The following is a 16,811-nucleotide window of genomic DNA, read 5'->3' as shown; positions in this document are numbered from 1 at the left end:
ATCTTCACGCATGACAACCCACAAAAACTTCATTCCCGTTCTGCTGATATGGCTGCTGGTTGCCGCGGCGACGGCATCGGCACAGTCGGCCGAGCCGGGGATCACGCTGGATCAGGCGGTGCTGAAGGTGCAGCAGGAAACCGGCGGCAAGGTGTTGTCGGCCGAACAGCACCGCGTGGGTCGTGGGGTAAAGTATTTCATCAAGGTGCTCACGCCGGACGGGCATGTGCAGAAGTTGGTGGTTTCCTCCGAGGCGAGCAAGAATTCAGTCCCGGCACAGTCAACCAAGAACCCGCCCGTGAAGAACGCGGGCAGCAAGGAGAGACACTGATGCGCATCCTGTTGGTGGAGGACGAGGCGCCGTTGCGCGAGACGCTGGCGGCACGCCTGAAGCGTGACGGCTTTGCGGTCGATGCGGCGCAGGATGGCGAGGAGGGCATCTACCTCGGCCGCGAGGTGCCGTTCGATCTGGCGATCATCGACCTGGGCCTGCCCAAGATGTCCGGCATGGACTTGGTCAAGGCCTTGCGCGAGGCGGGCCAGCGTTACCCGATCCTGATCCTGACCGCGCGCGGCAGCTGGCAGGACAAGGTCGAGGGGCTGAAGTACGGCGCCGACGACTATCTGGTCAAGCCGTTCCATGTCGAGGAGCTGCTGGCGCGGATCAACGCGCTGGTGCGCCGCGCCAGCGGCTGGTCCAAGCCGATCCTGGCCTGCGGCATGATCAAGCTGGACACCACCGCGCAGACGGTGACGGTGGAAGGCAAGCTGGTCGACCTCACCAGCTACGAGTACAAGGTGCTGGAATACCTGATGCTGCATGCCGGCGAGCTGGTCTCCAAGGCCGACCTCACCGAACACATCTACCAGCAGGATTTCGACCGCGATTCCAACGTGCTCGAGGTATTCATCGGCCGCCTGCGCCGCAAGCTCGATCCGGAAGGCACCCTCAAACCCATCGAGACGGTACGTGGACGCGGATACCGCTTTGCCATCCCGCGCACCGACGGCGACGACGAATGAGCCTGGCTCGCCGGGCCGGCCGCTGTCACTGGCGGCCCGCGCGGCGATCGCCACCGGTTTCGTGCTGGCCGGTTTCCTCGGTCTGGTCGGGCTGACCCTGTCGCAGGCGAACAAGGAACGTGCGCTGACCGCGATGCACGACCGGCTGCAGAATTTCGCCATCGCCTACATCACCAACACCGACGTAAACCGCAACGGCAAGCTGCTGCCGCCGAACGATACGCTGCCCGATCCGAAATTCTCGCAACCCGGCTCCGGGCTGTATGCGGTGGCGGTGGGCGAACACGGCTTCCACTGGGAATCGTCGTCGGCGATCGGGCGCGATTTCAGTTTCCTGAAGCTGCTTGAGCCGGGCCAGGACCAGTTCGTCGGCCCCATCGATACGCGCATGGGTCGGCTGTACTACTACAGCTATGGCGTGGCGCTGGACACCGAGGAGAAGAAATCGGTGAACCTCACCATGACGGTGGCGCAGACCGAGGCGCAGTTCGAGGGCGACAACGCGGTGTTCCGGCGCACGCTGGTGGTCTGGCTGTCGATCCTCGGGGTGATGCTGATCGTGCTGCAGCTGCTGCTGCTGCGCTGGAGCCTGACTCCGCTGCGCAAGGTGGCCAGCGACATGAGCCGGGTCGAGCACGGCGACAGCGAGCAACTGGACAGCCAGTATCCGCTCGAGCTGACCGGGCTGACCGAGCGCATCAATGCCTTCATCACCAACGAGCGCGAACAGCGTACCCGCTACCGGCACACGCTGGCCGACCTCGCGCACAGCTTGAAGACCCCGCTGGCGGTGATCCGCTCGCAGTTGGAGTCGGCCACCGGCGACGAATCCTCGCGGCGCAACGGCGTACTGGTGCAGGTGCGGCGAATGGACGAATTGGTGGCCTACCAGCTCTCGCGCGCCGCCACGTCCGGTCGGCAGACCTTTGCCAGTGCGGTGCCGATCGCTGCCCATGCCGAAGATCTGGTGCAGAGCCTGGAGAAGGTCCATGCCTCGAAGAATGTACTGTGCGAGTTCGATATCGAGGATGGCGCCGTGTTCTACGGCGAGCAGGGCGACCTGCTGGAGCTGATGGGCAACCTGCTGGAGAACGCCTTCAAATGGGCGGGCCACCGCGTGCTGCTGGAAGTGAAGATGCAGCCGCAACCGGGGCGCCAGCGGCCCGGCCTGCGCATGAGCGTGGAGGACGATGGCCCCGGCATCGCCGAGGACAAGATCGAGAAAGTGCTGCAGCGTGGCGTGCGCGGGGACGAGCGCGTGCAAGGCCACGGCATCGGCCTGTCGATCGTGCAGGACATCGTGCATGCCTATCAGGGCGAACTGGTGGTCGATCGCTCGCCGGAGTTCGGTGGTGCCCGGTTCAGTGTGACTTTGGCGGCGAGTTGACGAGACAAACAGCTGGGTTCACCGCGCGCGACAGAATCCGGGCGGTTCGCAGCCCTCGGCCGGTGAACGGCCGTAGAACGCTTCCAGCAACTCCGCGACCGCCGGCTCGGCCTTGCGTAGTAGTGCGGGTTGCGAGTAGTGCAACTCGCTGACCACGGCGAAATATTCGCTGGCGCTTTCCGCCGCATAGTGATCGATCGGGCTTTCGTGATTGTCTGTCGGCGTGCTGAGCAGGCGATCGTGGGCATGCTGGAACTGCTCGATCCAGCGTCGCCGTGGAATCTCCACCAGCGGCGGTACGCCATCGGGCGGCCCGTCGAGCATGTCCAGCTTGTGTGCCATCTCGTGCACGACCACGTTGTAGCCGTCCCACGGCTGCTCCAGGTCAAGTTGCACGTCGGCCAGCGACAGCACCAGCGGATCGCGCTGCCACGCTTCGCCCGCCAGTGTCTCGTCGCTTCCGGTGACGAAACCGGTGCGATCATCGTGATGGCTGCGACGTACCTTGAACTCACCCGGATAAATCAGCACGTCGCGCCAGCCGCGCAGGCTGCCGGCTCCCTGCTGCAACGCCGGCAGACAGGCTTGCATGGCGATCAGCAGCCGCCAGTAGTCGTCCAGCACGGCGCCCGCCAATGCGTGGAAATGTTTGCGGGCCAGAAATAGCGTGGCGAGTCGGCGCAGCTGATGCTGTCGTTCGGGATCCAGTCGACGTGCCAGCGGGCAAGCCATCAGCGCACGTCGCCACAACGGGTCGGCAATCGGCGCAGGTTCGAAGCGTGCCCGCAGTGATTGCCACCAACGTCCTGGCATGGCGCCTGATGTTACTGGATGGATCCAGGCAGCAGCGATTGCCAGCCCAGATGTGGCTGGCGAGAGGGTGCCGGTGCTGAGGAGGTGCCGTTGGAGCGATCGCTGCCGTTGCCGGAGGCGCTGCCCGAGCTTTCGCTGGCGCTACCGCGCGACGGTGTATCCCGCGTTAGCCCCAGCGCATCGCCACCCCCCGCGCTGCTGTCTCGCGAGCTGGTGCTGTCGGCAGTCGCATGCTGGGTGTTGTCCAGCTCCTGGGCATCCAGACTCGTTGCGCAGACGCTGCCGATGCCGGCAATGCACAAGGTGCAACCGATAAGCCAGTGTGTGGCGCGCATGGCGATCGAACTCCCTGACCCGCAAGCGAAGACTTGGATCGTCTCAGAAACATCGTTGCGCTGCCAGTGCTGCGCCCGGATAGCCATTTGCCATGAGGCTCCGCCGCGACGGCATGCCGCGTGCCGTACTGGCCGGGCTAGAATTCGTGCATGCCCATCCTGCCGAATCTCCCTGACTATCGCAGCCACTGGCCTGTGGCCGTTCCTTTGGGTGGTGCGGGCTGATGCAGCCGGCGCAGTTGCTGGCCATGCTTGCCGCGGGTGAACCGCTCTCCGGTACCAGCCTGGCCGAACAGGCTGGCGTGACCCGTGCCGCGATCTGGAAGCAGGTCGAGGTCCTGCGGGCCCGTGGTGTGCCGATCGAGGCGCGCGGTGCGGCCGGTTACCGGCTGCCATGGTCGCTGCAGATGCTGGATGCGAAGCTGATCCGCACCATGCTGCCGCCCACCTTGGCGCGCCGACTGGGTGCGCTGGAGGTGCACTGGGAGCTGGATTCGACCTCCAGCGAGTTGCAGCGGCGTGGTGCCGTGGCGAAGGATTTCAGTGTGCTGCTGGCCGAGACGCAGACCGCCGGCCGCGGGCGGCGTGGACGCAAATGGCTGTCGCCGCCGGGGTTGAACCTGTATCTGTCCTGCCTCAAACGCTTCGAATCGGGGTTTGCCGCGTTGAGCGGCCTGTCATTGGCGGTCGGCGTGATCGTGCTGCGCGCGATGGAGTCGCTGGACATCGCCGGCGCCGGTCTGAAATGGCCGAATGATCTGCTGGCCATCGAGGATGGCCGCCCGGGCGGCAAGCTGGGCGGCATCCTGGTTGAGCTGAGCGGCGAATACCAAGGTCCGTGTGCGGCCATCATCGGGATCGGCCTCAACCTGCGGCTGACCCCGGCACTGCATGCGCAGGCCGGGCAACCAGCCAGTGATATCGCTGCGCTGGCTGGCGGCACGCCACCGGACCGTAACCGCATGGCTGCAGCGCTGATCGCTGGCCTGGTGGAGGGTTTGGAGCAATTCGAGCGCGACGGTTTTGCCGGCTTTGTCGCCGACTATGGCCGACACGATCTCCTGCATGGCCAGCCGCTGCAGTTGAGCGGTTCGCTTGGCATGTTCGGTGGCATCGGCGCCGGCGTGGATCACCGTGGTGCGTTGCAGGTACGTCTGGCCGATGGAAGCCTGCGTTCGATCGATAGCGGGGATGTCACGGTGCGACGCGCATGAGGCTGCTGCTCGATCTGGGCAATACGCGACTGAAGTGGGCACTGCAGGCGCAACCTGGCTCCTGGCTGGCGCATGGTGCGGTAGGTTGGCAGGAGGACGTCGCTGTGGTTTTGCAGCTGGCCTGGTCATCGCTGCCGCGACCTGACCAGATCGCCGCCGGCTCGGTGGTCGACAGCGTGCGTGAGGCCGTGGTGACAACCAGCGCCGTACGGCAGTTCGGGCGTGAGCCGAACTGGTTGCGGACACCAGTCAGCGCCTGTGGCGTGCGCAATGCCTATGCCGAGCCGCAGCGTCTGGGCGTGGATCGTTTTCTGGCCATGGTGGCAGCGCATGCCGATGGGGCTGCACCATGCGTTCTGGCAGGCGTCGGGACGGCGCTGACGCTGGATGCGCTGACCGCAGCCGGCCAGCATCTGGGTGGCTTGATCGCACCTGGGCCGCAGCTGATGCAGCAGTCCTTGCAGGGCGCCACGGCACGGGTACGGCCGGAACGCCCCGGCGAAATTCTGGAGCTGGCGGACAACACGGCCGATGCGGTGACCTCGGGTTGTTGGCAGGCGGCGGCGGCCCTGATTGAACGCTTTGCCACCCACATGGCGCCGCGGCTGGGCGGCTCGGCATCCTTGGTGCTGGGCGGTGGTGATGCGGAGGCCTTGCTGCCCTTGCTTTCGCTGCCGGTACGGCTGAGCCACGATGGCGTACTGCGCGGCCTGGCATTGTGGGCCGATGCGCAAGTGCCAGCATCCTCGCCCGGATAGAATGTGGGTTGCTGCCGGTGATGGGGGTTCGATGTTCCTGCGTCTGCTGTTTGTGCTCTTGAGTGCCCTCAATATTGCTGTGGGTGCATGGCTGTTGCTGGGCCAGCCGTACGCCCGCGGCGGTAACCCGACCGACTCCGGGGTGACGGAGCTGCGCCTGCTGTCGGAGCTGCCGGTCGCTGCCGGCACAACCGGCATGCCAGCTGCAGGGTCGAGCGTGGCTGGCGCGTCACCGGCCATCAGCTATAGCTGCCTTGCGCTGGGGCCGTTCTCCACGCCGCAGGACCTGCGCAATGCACGACAGGCGCTGACCGCCCAGGTCACGCGCATGCGTTCGCGCCAGGAGCAGACCAGTCTGACCAGCGGCTGGTGGGTGTATCTGCCGGCTGCTGCGAGCCGCGCGCAGGCATTGGAGCAGGCTCGACAACTCGGCGCGCATAATCTCAACGACTACTTTGTGGTCAGTTCCGGGGATCAGCCCAACACCATTTCCCTTGGGGTGTTCAAGGATCCAGCCAATGCACGCAACCGCCGCGACCAGGTGGTCGCCGCCGGCTTTCCCGCCCGCATGAGCGAACGCAGCGAAAGCGTGCCCGAATACTGGCTCGACCTGGTGGTACCCGACGGCAGCCGCTTCGACTGGCGCAGCAGGATCAGTGCCAGCGGCATTGGTTCGCACAGCACCGGCTGTTTTTGAGTACGCACGATGGAGCCTGCTAGAATTGCTGACTTTCGCCGGCATAGCTCAGTTGGTAGAGCAACTGATTTGTAATCAGTAGGTCGCGGGTTCGATTCCTGCTGCCGGCACCATTCCCGGTCATCGCGTGCGACCTTGGTTCGGCGATCGCCTGCCATTTCAGCGGCCTCACACGGTTGGCATGTGCCTGCCGACCCAGCTGAAAACTATCGGATGGCATGTTGCCTGATCGGCTTCCGAGCATGCCCTCGCGGGAAAGCCGGTCCCGTTTTGCGCCTCGCGCCGTGCATCGCGTGGTATCAAGTACCTGTCGTCCGCGCCCGCGGATTCATACCGATGTCGCATCGGTCTGCACGCGCAGTCCGTATAGTCGTTTGAGCCGTGTCCATGGGTGCGCCGACGACAAACGGCCGCGGCCGAGAGCGATCGAACTGGAGCTTCGATGCGTCTGTGACCGGTTTATGCGGCGTGTGCAGCCTTCAAGGTATTCGCATCCAAGCTGCATCTAGAATAAAAAATAAGCCCGCCGAAGCGGGCTTGATCCATCTATAGGGCTAGGGGGAATGGGACGGTGATCGCCTCACGGCGGCAGTGGTTAGCTACATAGGTGATGCAAATCACATTTACCCATATCGCCGCGCATGAATTTGTGATCTGCATCACAGATCAATTTCAACGCAGCATCGTGCTTGTCATGCACTGGTCATTCGGTGCGCAGCGATCCAGCAGCGCCCTTGGCGTTCGCCCGGGAAATTATTCAAGGTCGGTGTGGATTCAGGATGATTTTTCAGACGGCTTCTATGCCGAGCCAGCGGCAGGGGCAGGGCATCGACGCGAGCTCTTTACTGTTCGTTGATATCTTGGGCGGCCCATAGGCAGGAGTTGTCGAGTACATGAACGTATGGCTGAACGCGCAACCAGCGTTTAACGCCTTCGTCGCAACTCATGCACTTCGGTGCCGGCACGCTGCTGAGCATGGCTAGCCAAGAGGCCGGATCATGCAAACGCTCTATGTAGTGCAAGGCTTTCATGCAGTGGATGGTGCCGTCTTGCCTGGGAAACCGGTGCTGCACGGTATGGAAGAGTTTGCACGGCGCTGCGGCGAACAGTTGGCCAGCCAATGTGAGGGTGTGCTGGTGTATGCACAGGGCGCCGATACGGATCGCGGCATATATTCGGATCCGATCGTTCTGGCCAAATATGGACGCGTGCCGGATCCGCAACAGCACAGCCTGTCCGGTTATCGCTGAGCGGACGACACGGCATTCGCTGCCGTGGAGCATGCATCAGCGCGAACCAGGCGCATGCCTGGTAGTGCGTGCCAATGCCGGAGTTGCGCGGGTTCTCTTTGTGACCGACCCAGCGGCGGTACGGCACGAATAGTCAGCGCGACGGCACAGCCGGACGTCGGCTGTAGGCCGCCGCCGACATACGCCACGCGTGGCAGCAACGAAGCTGGAACAATCCCGGATTTCATGAGCGTCCTGGGGAGGCGTCGCATATCCGGGCATTCCTTTGCTGGAGGGTGCAACGATGCGTGTTGTTTTGACCATCAAGGAAAGTAGCCACGGTTTGTGGTGCATCAGCAGTGGCTCGACCGTGCTGTTTGATGGATTGCGCCTTGCGCATGCAATCCGCCTGGCCCGTGGGCTTGCGCGCGAGGAATATGCCAGTTCTGGTCGCACAGTCTGTGTCGAGATGGTTTGTGCGGAATTTGTTATCGATCTGGCTCGTTACGCTGATTCGGATATATCAGCTCCCGCCAAGGCAGCGTGATTCTTGACAGCTGCTTGCATTGGCGCATTGGCAGGCACGCGATTGCATACCTTCCCATGCACTTTGCGAGCGTGGCTTGCGTCGTGGTCGAGCCCGGGTGATTGCCGCAAGGGGACTCGGTGGACAAGTGCACGGGCCCGATCTTGGTCCAGGCAGGTCGCGCCAGCCGGCTGGTTTGCAGAGACCACTCACCAGCTGCTTGGGGGTGTTTGTCATGAGATTGCAAGAATGTGCGCAAGGCGTAAAAATTTGCTAAAGTCCGCCTGACCGCTGCACAGGGGCAGCGGAAGGGTGAACTACATGCACGCGCTGCTTGCTCATTCCGCCTTCTGGCGGGGAGTGTGGTTGTTTGCAGGGACGCTGTTGGGGAAAGTTGTTCCAGATACGGGGGCTGCGGAGGTAGCCACCGGTCGCGACCTAGTCTCTTGGAGTTCCGGTGCACGGTCGCGCCGTGAGGATGAGCTGGCGCGAAACCGCCAGCTTGAACCCAATTAGATTGCCGTCGTTCCTTCGTAGCCGTGGCGCCCAGTCGGGTGCAGTGGCCGAGGTCTAGTGTCCTCGTTTCGGATTCGCTTGCGCCGCAGGCCATCTTCAAGCGCGCTTCGGCTTTGAGCATAGCTCCTTCCGTCAGGCTCGCACGGCGCCGATCGGCCCGTTCCGGTAAACTCCGATCAGCTCGCGCTGGCTCATGTCGTGGGTCGTCGCCATTACAACGATGCCGGCTGTGCGCCGGCATCGGCCTGCGCCGGTTGGATGCCACAGGCAGGTACTCATCTGATGAACAAACGGATCGTTTCATTGATCGGCGCGCCGACCGATATCGGTGCCGGACATCGCGGTGCCGCGATGGGTCCGGAAGCGTTGCGGGTAGCCAATCTGGCCGCCAGGCTGGAGCGTCGCGGACTGACCGTGGTCGATCGCGGCAATTTGCAGGGGCCGCTCAATCCGTGGCAGCCGCCCACACATGGCTATCGTCATCTGGATGAAGTCGCGGTATGGAATACGGCTGTCTATACGGCTGTTCACCAGGAGCTTCAAGCCGGACGCCTGCCGATCATGCTGGGCGGTGATCACTGCCTGGCGATCGGTTCGATCTCGGCGGTGGCGCGACACTGCCACGACCAAGGCAAGCGGCTGCGCGTGCTGTGGCTGGATGCTCACACCGACTTCAACACCGCGCAGGCCACGCCGTCGGGGAATATCCATGGCATGCCGGTGGCCTGCCTGTGCGGCACCGGGCCGGCCGAACTGACCGGACTCGGCGGCAACACACCAGCAACCACGCCGGATGTTTTCCGCTATATCGGCATCCGCTCGGTGGACGAGGGCGAAAAGCAGCTGGTGCGCGAGGCACGCATGAGCGTGTTCGACATGCGTCGCATCGACGAGATCGGCATGAAGGGCGTCATGGAAGAGGCGCTGGCCGGCGTCGACGGAAATACCCATCTGCACGTGAGCTTCGATGTGGATTTCCTCGATCCGAGCATCGCCCCCGGCGTCGGCACGACCGTGCGTGGCGGTCCGGATTACCGCGAGGCGCAGCTGTGCATGGAGATGATCGCCGACACCGGCCGCATGGCGTCGCTGGACATCGTCGAGTTGAATCCGGCGTACGACAAGCGCAACCAGACCGCCAAGCTGGCGGTGGACCTGGTCGAGTCGCTGTTTGGCAAATCCACGCTGCTGCGCTGAGTGCACCGGCCCGAAGACATTACAAGCGAAACCTATGCAGACTCGAGTCCTCACCGGCATCACCACCACCGGTACCCCGCACCTGGGCAATTACGTGGGCGCGATCCGCCCGGCCGTCGAGGCCAGCCGGCGCGTCGATGTCGATGCGTTCTATTTCATGGCCGACTATCACGCGCTGATCAAGAGCGACGACGCGGCGCGCATCGAGCGCTCGCGGCTGGAGATCGCCGCGACCTGGCTGGCTGCGGGACTGGACCCGCAACGCGTCACTTTCTACCGGCAGTCGGACATCCCGGAGATTCCCGAGCTGACCTGGTTCCTCACCTGCGTCGCCGCCAAGGGCATGTTGAACCGCGCACACGCGTACAAGGCAGCCGTGGACCGGAATACGGAGACCGGTGAGGACGCCGATGCCGGCATCACTGCCGGCCTGTACATGTATCCGGTGCTGATGGCGGCCGATATCCTCGCGTTCGATGCGCACAAGGTGCCGGTGGGTCGTGACCAGATCCAGCACATCGAGATGGCGCGCGACCTCGGCCAGCGTTTCAACCATATCCACGGCCGCGAGTTCTTCGTGTTGCCGGAGGCGCTGATCGAGGAGCAGGTGGCGACCTTGCCGGGGCTCGATGGCCGCAAGATGTCCAAGAGCTACGACAACACGATCCCGCTGTTCGCCGGTGGCAAGAAGCACTTGCGCGAGACGATCATGCGCATCGTCACCGACTCGCGTCTTCCGGGCGAGCCGAAGGATCCGGACAGCGCTGCGCTGTTCACCATCTTCCGTGCGTTTGCCAGCGAGGCCGAGACGACAGCGTTCCGCCAGGCGCTGCTGGACGGCTTGGGTTGGGGCGACGCGAAGCAGGTGCTGTACGAACGCATCGAGACCGATGTGGCGCCGATGCGTGAACGCTACGAGGCGTTCATGGCCGATCCGGCCGCCATCGAGGCGATCCTGCAGCAGGGCGCGCAGAAGGCCCGCGCGATCGCCACACCGAAGCTTGCCGCCTTGCGCGATGCGCTGGGGTTGCGTTCGGCCGGTACCTCGGCGACCACCGCGGCTCCGCCGAAGACGGCCACGAAGCAGGACAAAATGCCGCGCTTCGCCAGTTTCCGCGATGCCGATGGTAAGTTCCGTTTTCGCCTGTTCTCCGCGGAAGGGGAGGAGTTGCTGCTGTCGATCCCGTTCGCCGATCCGAAGGCGGCTGGGGCGCTGCAGAAACGCCTCAAGACATTGGGTGCCGCCGGTGCGGTGCTGCAGATCCAGCCCCAGGGCATGATCCTGGATCTGGACGGTGTGCAGGTCGCCAGCACGCCCGATTACCGCGATGAGCAATCACGTGATGAGGCACTGGCGCAGTTGCGCCAGGCGCTGGATCAGCTCGCTGCGCAGGATTGATGTGCAGCGGCTCAAGCCGACGGAGTGATTGATCGATGCGTTACCTGGCCATCCTGCTGCTGGCACCGTGGCTGCTGATCCTGTGTTGGGCTTACTGGGCCTATCCGAAAAGCCTCCCGCGGACGTCGGGCCGGCGCATTTTCGATTTCGTGGCCCTGCTGCTGGCGATGATCGGCGCGGTGCAATGCGCGGTGATCGGTTTCGACATGGTCGAGCTGCCGCCGGTCGACCGGTTTGGTCGCGCGAGCGGGGGCATCTGGCAGCAGGTCCTGCCGGCACTGTATGGCTACGGTGCGTTTGCCGCGGTGCTGGTGCTGGCGATGCTGTTGCGCCACGCCTGCTGGGGACGCCGTCGCTGATTTCGACGGCCGGTCGCCGTCAGTCCCAGCGATTGAGGTGAGGGCCGAAGGCATCGCGTTGCGGGCGCACCACGCAGAAGCGGTGGCCGCTGGGCGCCTCCATCACCCACCAGCACCCGCGCATGAAGGACACCCGCTTTGCTCCCAGTCGCTCCAGCCGGCCCACTTCCGCTTCCAGATCGTCAGTCTCGATATCCAGGTGCACGCGGCTGGGGTGATCCACCCTCTGCAGCAGGATGATCGGCTCATCCGCGTCGGTTCCTAGTTCAGCGTACTTGCCGTCGCCGTCCTGATCGGAATTGGCGACAGGCTTGCCCAGCGCCTGGCTCCAGAATGCGGTGGCCGCGGCGAGATCGTCGCCGCAGCAGTCGAGGACGAGGGTGCTGAGTCGGCTGTGGTGCATGATGATCTCCGCTGGATTCGGGGCGTCCCTTCCACGCCGGCACGCGTGAACCCGGCGCAATGCGAGAATACCGCCCATGATGCCGCTCAAGTATCTCCAGGCCTATCCCGCCACTTTGCAGGACAAGGTGCGCCAGCTGATCGCGCAGCAGCGCCTCGGCGAGCACCTGGCGAAGCGCTATCCGGATCGCCATGCGGTGCAGAGCGACAAGGCGCTGTACGCCTACACGATGGATCTGAAGCAGCAGTACCTGAAAAATGCGCCGGGCATCGACAAGGTGCTGTACGACAGCAAACTCGATGTGGTGCGCAACGCGCTGGGGCTGCATACCGCGATCTCGCGCGTGCAGGGCGGAAAACTCAAGGCGAAAAAGGAAATTCGTGTGGCGGCGCTGTTCAAGGCTGCCGCGCCTGAATTCCTGCAGATGATCGTGGTGCATGAATTGGCGCACCTGAAAGAGCTGGATCACAACAAGGCGTTCTACCAGCTGTGCCAGTACATGCTGCCGGATTACCATCAACGGGAGTTCGATCTGCGCGTGTATCTGACCTGGCGCGAACTACCCGCAGCGGTCGATGCGGACAAGCGAGAATGACGATGGATAGTGCGGCGCTACAGAAATACCTGCTGCGGTTGTTCGAGCGGCATGATGTCGAACTAGAGGCGGACGAAGACGGCTGGCTGGTCACCGACGACGACTTTCCGGCGATCCGTGCCGAGTGGCATGAGGGCGCCGCCGGCGAGCCGGGCCGTCTCGATATCGACGTGGTGCTGAGCGAGGAGCGTCGTATCGAGGAGAGCTTCGCCGGTATCGGTGGTGGTGACGCCGGTTGCCGCGATGCCCTGCGCGCGTTCGAGCAGAATATTTTCCATCTGCTACTTGCGGCCTGCTGGTACGTCACAGACGACCGCAAGATGCGGATCACCGCTTGGGATATTGGCGTGCGCGCGTGGGACGTATTCATCGGCCCGTTCACCGTGCGCGGTGCCGACGAAAACGCTGTGCCCATTCCGCTTGAAGCACTTTCGGCGATCGAAACCGCATTGAAGCGTGAAGTACTGGCACCGGAACTGCATTGGCTGCGGCTGGTGCACCAGCACGGAACGGACGGCAATGCGCGTTGCGAAGTGCTGCTCGACAACGAACCCTGGACCGCGGGGACGCTTGCGCTTGATTCCGTCGCGTGGCCGGTGAGCGGGTACGACTACAGCGCGCGCTGTTTCATGCTGCTGGACGTGCGCGACTACTGACCCGCCGCCGGAAACAAGCAGGGCGCCCGAAGGCGCCCTGCTTGTTGATGCATGACAACTCAACTCAGTTCGGCAGCGCCAGATCGTCCAGCATCGCCTTGAGGAAGCGCGCGGCTTCGCCGCCGGTGGCGGCGCGATGGTCGAAGGTCAGCGACAGCGGCATGCGGCGATGCACCTCGATGCCGCCGATCACCGCGACCACGTCGTGGCTGAGCTTGCCGGCGCCGATGATGGCGACGGTCGGTGGCACCACCACCGGGGTGGCGTAACGGCCGGCGAACATGCCGAAGTTCGACAGGCTGATGGTGTAGCCGGACAGCTCCGAGGCCGGGATCGAACGATCCTCGACCTGCGTGCGCAGGCGCTTGATCGCGGCGCGGATGCCGGCACCGTCGAGCACGTCGGCGTTGCGCAGCGCCGGCACGAACAGGCCATCGTCGGTGTCCACCGCGATGCCGATGTCGACATGTGGATGCAGGGTGCGGGTGAGGTTCTTGCCGTCGAACCAGGCGTTCAATGCAGGTACCGTCTTGCACGCCGACACGATCGCGCGGATCAGGCGGGCGGTGATGTCCTGCTTGCCGATCCAGGCATGCAGGTCGGCGTCGTCGACCAGGGTGGTCGGCACGACCTGGGCATGGGCGTCGGCCATCACGCGAGCCATGTTGCGACGGACACCCTTCAACTGTTCCGGTTGGCCGCTGGCCTGTTGCGACGGCGGCGCGGTACGCACCGGCTTGCCAGCGAGCGATACCGGTGTGCGTGCCTGTTCTTGTGGAGCTTGGCCAGGCTGCGGCAGCTCGGGTGCCAGGTGGCGACCGGCAGAAGCGGGCACGGCACGTGCCGGTGCTGCGCCGAGTGCGGCCGAACCGTTCGCGGCGGCGTCCTTGACGTCCTTCATGGTCACGACGCCGTCGGCACCGCTCGGGCGTACGCGGGTCAGGTCGACCTTGAGCTTCTTCGCCAGCGCGCGCACGGCCGGTACCGCCTTCACGCCGCCAATGCTGGCGGCCTGCTCGACGTGCACGTGACTGCCGCTGACCATCGCGCCGACCACGGTGCCTTCGTCTTCGCGATCGTTGCCGCCGCTTTCGATCTCGCCGCCGTCATCGGACGCGACCGCCTTGTGGCTGTCGTCCGCGGCCGCGCTGCCGGCGCTCTTCTTCGGGCCGTGATGATGGCCGGTGGACTCGGCCTCGGCGCGCTGCTTCGCGTTCGGATCGGGCTCGAACTCGGCCAGCGCGGAACCGGTCTCGATGATGTCGCCGGCGGCGCCATGCAGCTTGGTGACCTTGCCGGTGTAGGGCGAAGGCACATCGACCACCGCCTTGGCGGTTTCCATCGAGCACAGCGGCGCGTCGAGCTTGATGCTGTCGCCCACCTTCACGTGCCACTCGACGATGGTCGCGTCGGGCAGGCCTTCGCCGAGGTCGGGCAGGTAGAACGTCTTGATATCAGCCATGGAATTTCATCCGGGAATGGGAAATAGGGAACGGGGAACGGGTTGGGCTCGCGAGAACTTCATGTTCCTCGTTCCCTATTTCCCGTTCCCGAGCCTGATCAGCTTGCCGCCAGCGTACGCTTCGCCGCGTCGACGACGCGTTCCACGCTCGGCAGGTATTTCATTTCCAGGCGGAACAGCGGAATGTGCGTGTCGAAGCCGGTGACGCGTTCGACCGGCGCGAGCAGGTCGTAAAGGCACTCCTCGGCGACGCGCGCGGCGATCTCGGCGCCGAAGCCAGCGGTCTTGGGCGCTTCGTGCACGATCACGCAGCGGCCCGTTTTCTGTACGGATTCGGCAATCGTGTCGAAGTCCAGCGGGGTCAGCGTGGCGACGTCGATCACTTCGGCGCTGATGCCCTGCGCAGCCAGTTCGTCGGCGGCTTCCAGCGCTTCCTTCACCTGTGCGCCCCAGGTCACGATGGTGACGTCGGTGCCGTCGCGCAGCACGAAGCACACGTCCAGCGGCAGCGCCTCGCCGTCGTCCGGCACCTCTTCCTTGTACTGGCGGTAGATGCGCTTGGGCTCGAAGAACATCACCGGATCCGGATCGCGGATCGCGGCGAGCAGGAGACCGTAGGCGCGCGCGGGCGAGGACGGCATCACCACGCGCAGGCCGGGGATGTTGGTGAACAGATGCTCGTTCGCTTCCGAGTGGTGCTCCGGTGCGCGGATGCCGCCACCCCACGGCGCGCGCCATACGGCCGGCACGGTGAGGCGGCCGCGGGTGCGGTTGCGCATGCGCGCGGCGTGGCAGGCGATCTGCTCCATCATCGGATAGATGAAGCCTTCGAACTGCGCCTCGGCGACGGGCTTCATGCCCTGCACGGCGAGGCCGACGGTGACGCCGGCAATCGTGGTTTCGTCCAGCGGCGTGTCGAGCACGCGCAGTTCGCCGAATTTTTCCTGCAGGCCCTGGGTGGCGCGGAACACGCCGCCGTTGAGGCCGACGTCCTCGCCCAGCACCACGACGCTGTCGTCGTGCGCCATTTCATAGGCGAGTGCCTGGGTGACCGCTTCGATGAGAGTGATTTGTGCCATGACTCAATGACCCTTGGTTTCAAGCGAGAGGACGTAATCGCGCTGCTTGGCGAGATCGGCGGGGACTTCGGCGAAGGTGTAGTCGAACATCGCCGAGACCGGCTGCGTCTTGGTCTCGAGGTAGGCGTTCACCTCGTTGTCCATCCACTCGTCGCACTCGGCCTTCCAGGCCTCTTCCTTCGCGTCGTCCCACACGCCCTTGGCGACCAGCCAGTTGCGCAGGCGCACCATCGGCTCCTTCGCCCAGCCGTCCTTCACTTCCTGCTCGCCGCGGTAGCGACGCGCATCGTCGGCGGTGGTGTGATCGCCGAGGCGATAGGTCACCAACTCCAGCACGCTGCCGCCCTGGCCGCTGCGCGCGCGTTCCAGCGCGTCTTCCATCGCCTTGCGCACGGCGATGATGTCGTTGCCGTCCACCTGGATCGAGAATAGGCCGGCCGCAATGCCCTTCTGCGCCAGCGTCGGTGCGCCGGACTGGATCTTGCGCGGTACCGAGATCGCCCACTGGTTGTTGACGATCACCGCCACCAGCGGCAGGTTCTGTGCGCCGGCGATGTTGATGGCGCCGTAGAAGTCGCCCTTGGACGAGCCGCCGTCGCCGATCGTGCACACGGCCACACGCTTCTCGCCGCGGATCTTGAACGCCAGCGCGGAACCGGCGGCATGCAGGCACTGCGTGGCGATCGGTACCGACCAGGCGAAATCGTGGCGTGCCGGCTCCTTCTGATAGTCGTTGCCGCGCTCGTCGCCGCCCCAGTACATGTAGACCTCGCGCGGCTGCACGCCGCGATACAGCTGCGCGCCATATTCGCGATAGCTCGGCGCGTATACGTCTTCGGGTCGCATCGCGCTGCCGATGCCGACGTGCGCGGCCTCGTGGCCAAGGCAGCTGGCATAGGTGCCGAGCTTGCCGGTGCGCTGCAGGGCGATCGACTTGGCGTCGAACACACGGGTCGACAGCATCAGCTTGTACAGCTCGACCATGTGGCCGAGGTCCTTGGCGAACTCGGGCAGATCGTCACGGACCTGCTTGCCCTCGGCATCGAGGTACTGCAGGTATTCAATTTCAAACTTGGCGGCGATGGTCACGACTCGCTCCGGGGTGAGGAAGAGAGGGAAGGCACTGGACAGGCATTTTACCGGGGGTGGGTGGCGGCCGTATG

The 16,811-nt window shown here is 64.5% G+C and carries 20 protein-coding genes and 1 tRNA gene; 15 read left to right on the top strand and 6 right to left on the bottom strand.

Features of this window, described 5'->3' with window-relative positions:
- Positions 1–10: 10 nt before the first annotated feature.
- From B0E46_RS02540 to B0E46_RS02530, 3 genes are read left to right on the top strand one after another with little or no spacing between them, the layout of a single operon-like run.
- A complete protein-coding gene (locus B0E46_RS02540; RefSeq protein ID WP_077554092.1) occupies positions 11–331 on the top strand; it encodes a hypothetical protein in 321 nt (106 codons plus the stop codon).
- A complete protein-coding gene (locus B0E46_RS02535) occupies positions 331–1,023 on the top strand; it encodes a response regulator transcription factor (RefSeq protein WP_077439428.1) in 693 nt (230 codons plus the stop codon). The genes B0E46_RS02540 and B0E46_RS02535 overlap by 1 nt, the downstream gene beginning before the upstream one ends.
- The gene (locus tag B0E46_RS02530) at positions 989–2,410 is read left to right on the top strand and encodes an ATP-binding protein (protein ID WP_077554091.1); all 1,422 of its coding nucleotides are present in this window, start codon (positions 989–991) and stop codon (positions 2,408–2,410) included. Before B0E46_RS02535 ends, B0E46_RS02530 begins: the two co-directional genes overlap by 35 nt.
- A gap of 18 nt (positions 2,411–2,428) precedes the next feature.
- Here B0E46_RS02530 and B0E46_RS02525 read toward each other — a convergent pair whose 3' ends face one another.
- Together B0E46_RS02525 and B0E46_RS02520 are read right to left on the bottom strand one after the other, a co-directional pair.
- Entirely contained in the window at positions 2,429–3,223 is a 795-nt protein-coding gene (locus B0E46_RS02525) for a M90 family metallopeptidase (protein ID WP_077554090.1), read from the bottom strand.
- Positions 3,224–3,234: 11 nt separating this feature from the next.
- Complete coding sequence (locus B0E46_RS02520; protein ID WP_077554089.1) at positions 3,235–3,558, bottom strand: hypothetical protein; 324 nt, start codon at positions 3,556–3,558, stop codon at positions 3,235–3,237.
- 224 nt (positions 3,559–3,782) lie between these two features.
- On the opposite strand from B0E46_RS02520, the gene B0E46_RS02515 reads away from it, so the two are divergent.
- From B0E46_RS02515 to B0E46_RS02475, 10 genes are all read left to right on the top strand, one after another.
- On the top strand, positions 3,783–4,772 hold the full coding sequence (locus B0E46_RS02515; protein WP_077554088.1) for a biotin--[acetyl-CoA-carboxylase] ligase: 990 nt from the start codon (positions 3,783–3,785) through the stop codon (positions 4,770–4,772).
- Positions 4,769–5,530, top strand: a complete 762-nt coding sequence (locus B0E46_RS02510) for a type III pantothenate kinase (RefSeq protein WP_077554087.1) — start codon at positions 4,769–4,771, stop codon at positions 5,528–5,530. The genes B0E46_RS02515 and B0E46_RS02510 overlap by 4 nt, the downstream gene beginning before the upstream one ends.
- Before the next feature lie 31 nt (positions 5,531–5,561).
- The gene (locus B0E46_RS02505) at positions 5,562–6,227 is read left to right on the top strand and encodes an SPOR domain-containing protein (protein WP_077554180.1); all 666 of its coding nucleotides are present in this window, start codon (positions 5,562–5,564) and stop codon (positions 6,225–6,227) included.
- A gap of 37 nt (positions 6,228–6,264) precedes the next feature.
- A tRNA-Thr gene (locus tag B0E46_RS02500) sits at positions 6,265–6,340 on the top strand.
- Positions 6,341–6,837: 497 nt separating this feature from the next.
- Complete coding sequence (locus B0E46_RS17155; RefSeq protein WP_139350387.1) at positions 6,838–7,083, top strand: hypothetical protein; 246 nt, start codon at positions 6,838–6,840, stop codon at positions 7,081–7,083.
- Between the two features lie 142 nt (positions 7,084–7,225).
- Positions 7,226–7,477 carry a hypothetical protein gene (locus B0E46_RS02495; RefSeq protein WP_077554086.1) on the top strand — a complete coding sequence of 84 codons (252 nt, stop codon included), beginning with the start codon at positions 7,226–7,228 and terminating at the stop codon, positions 7,475–7,477.
- A gap of 283 nt (positions 7,478–7,760) precedes the next feature.
- A complete protein-coding gene (locus B0E46_RS02490; RefSeq protein WP_077554085.1) occupies positions 7,761–8,003 on the top strand; it encodes a hypothetical protein in 243 nt (80 codons plus the stop codon).
- A gap of 777 nt (positions 8,004–8,780) precedes the next feature.
- The gene (gene rocF, locus B0E46_RS02485; RefSeq protein ID WP_077554084.1) at positions 8,781–9,695 is read left to right on the top strand and encodes an arginase; all 915 of its coding nucleotides are present in this window, start codon (positions 8,781–8,783) and stop codon (positions 9,693–9,695) included.
- Positions 9,696–9,729: 34 nt separating this feature from the next.
- A complete protein-coding gene (locus B0E46_RS02480) occupies positions 9,730–11,094 on the top strand; it encodes a tryptophan--tRNA ligase (protein WP_077554083.1) in 1,365 nt (454 codons plus the stop codon).
- A gap of 35 nt (positions 11,095–11,129) precedes the next feature.
- A complete protein-coding gene (locus B0E46_RS02475) occupies positions 11,130–11,453 on the top strand; it encodes a hypothetical protein (protein WP_077554082.1) in 324 nt (107 codons plus the stop codon).
- Between the two features lie 19 nt (positions 11,454–11,472).
- Here the strand turns inward: B0E46_RS02475 and B0E46_RS02470 are convergent, their stop codons facing one another.
- Positions 11,473–11,856 carry a VOC family protein gene (locus B0E46_RS02470; protein WP_077554081.1) on the bottom strand — a complete coding sequence of 128 codons (384 nt, stop codon included), beginning with the start codon at positions 11,854–11,856 and terminating at the stop codon, positions 11,473–11,475.
- A gap of 76 nt (positions 11,857–11,932) precedes the next feature.
- On the opposite strand from B0E46_RS02470, the gene B0E46_RS02465 reads away from it, so the two are divergent.
- Both B0E46_RS02465 and B0E46_RS02460 read left to right on the top strand, forming a co-directional pair.
- Positions 11,933–12,451, top strand: coding sequence for a M48 family metallopeptidase (locus B0E46_RS02465; RefSeq protein ID WP_077554080.1), 519 nt, complete (start codon positions 11,933–11,935; stop codon positions 12,449–12,451).
- Between the two features lie 2 nt (positions 12,452–12,453).
- Positions 12,454–13,107, top strand: coding sequence for a DUF6348 family protein (locus B0E46_RS02460; protein ID WP_077554079.1), 654 nt, complete (start codon positions 12,454–12,456; stop codon positions 13,105–13,107).
- A 64-nt stretch (positions 13,108–13,171) separates the two neighbouring features.
- On the opposite strand, the gene B0E46_RS02455 is transcribed toward B0E46_RS02460, so the two are convergent.
- The 3 genes from B0E46_RS02455 to pdhA all read right to left on the bottom strand — a co-directional run bounded on the left by B0E46_RS02455 (position 13,172) and on the right by pdhA (position 16,737).
- Positions 13,172–14,569 (bottom strand): dihydrolipoamide acetyltransferase family protein, encoded by a 1,398-nt coding sequence (locus B0E46_RS02455; RefSeq protein WP_077554078.1) that lies wholly within the window; start codon positions 14,567–14,569, stop codon positions 13,172–13,174.
- A gap of 98 nt (positions 14,570–14,667) precedes the next feature.
- The gene (locus B0E46_RS02450; protein WP_077554077.1) at positions 14,668–15,648 is read right to left on the bottom strand and encodes an alpha-ketoacid dehydrogenase subunit beta; all 981 of its coding nucleotides are present in this window, start codon (positions 15,646–15,648) and stop codon (positions 14,668–14,670) included.
- Between the two features lie 3 nt (positions 15,649–15,651).
- Positions 15,652–16,737 carry a pyruvate dehydrogenase (acetyl-transferring) E1 component subunit alpha gene (pdhA, locus tag B0E46_RS02445; RefSeq protein WP_077554076.1) on the bottom strand — a complete coding sequence of 362 codons (1,086 nt, stop codon included), beginning with the start codon at positions 16,735–16,737 and terminating at the stop codon, positions 15,652–15,654.
- Positions 16,738–16,811 lie beyond the last annotated feature (74 nt).

Source organism: Rhodanobacter sp. B04, from assembly GCF_002001125.1.
Lineage (GTDB): Bacteria > Pseudomonadota > Gammaproteobacteria > Xanthomonadales > Rhodanobacteraceae > Rhodanobacter.
The sequence above is the reverse complement of the archived record's forward strand: the minus strand, read 5'-3'. Positions and strand labels throughout refer to the sequence as shown.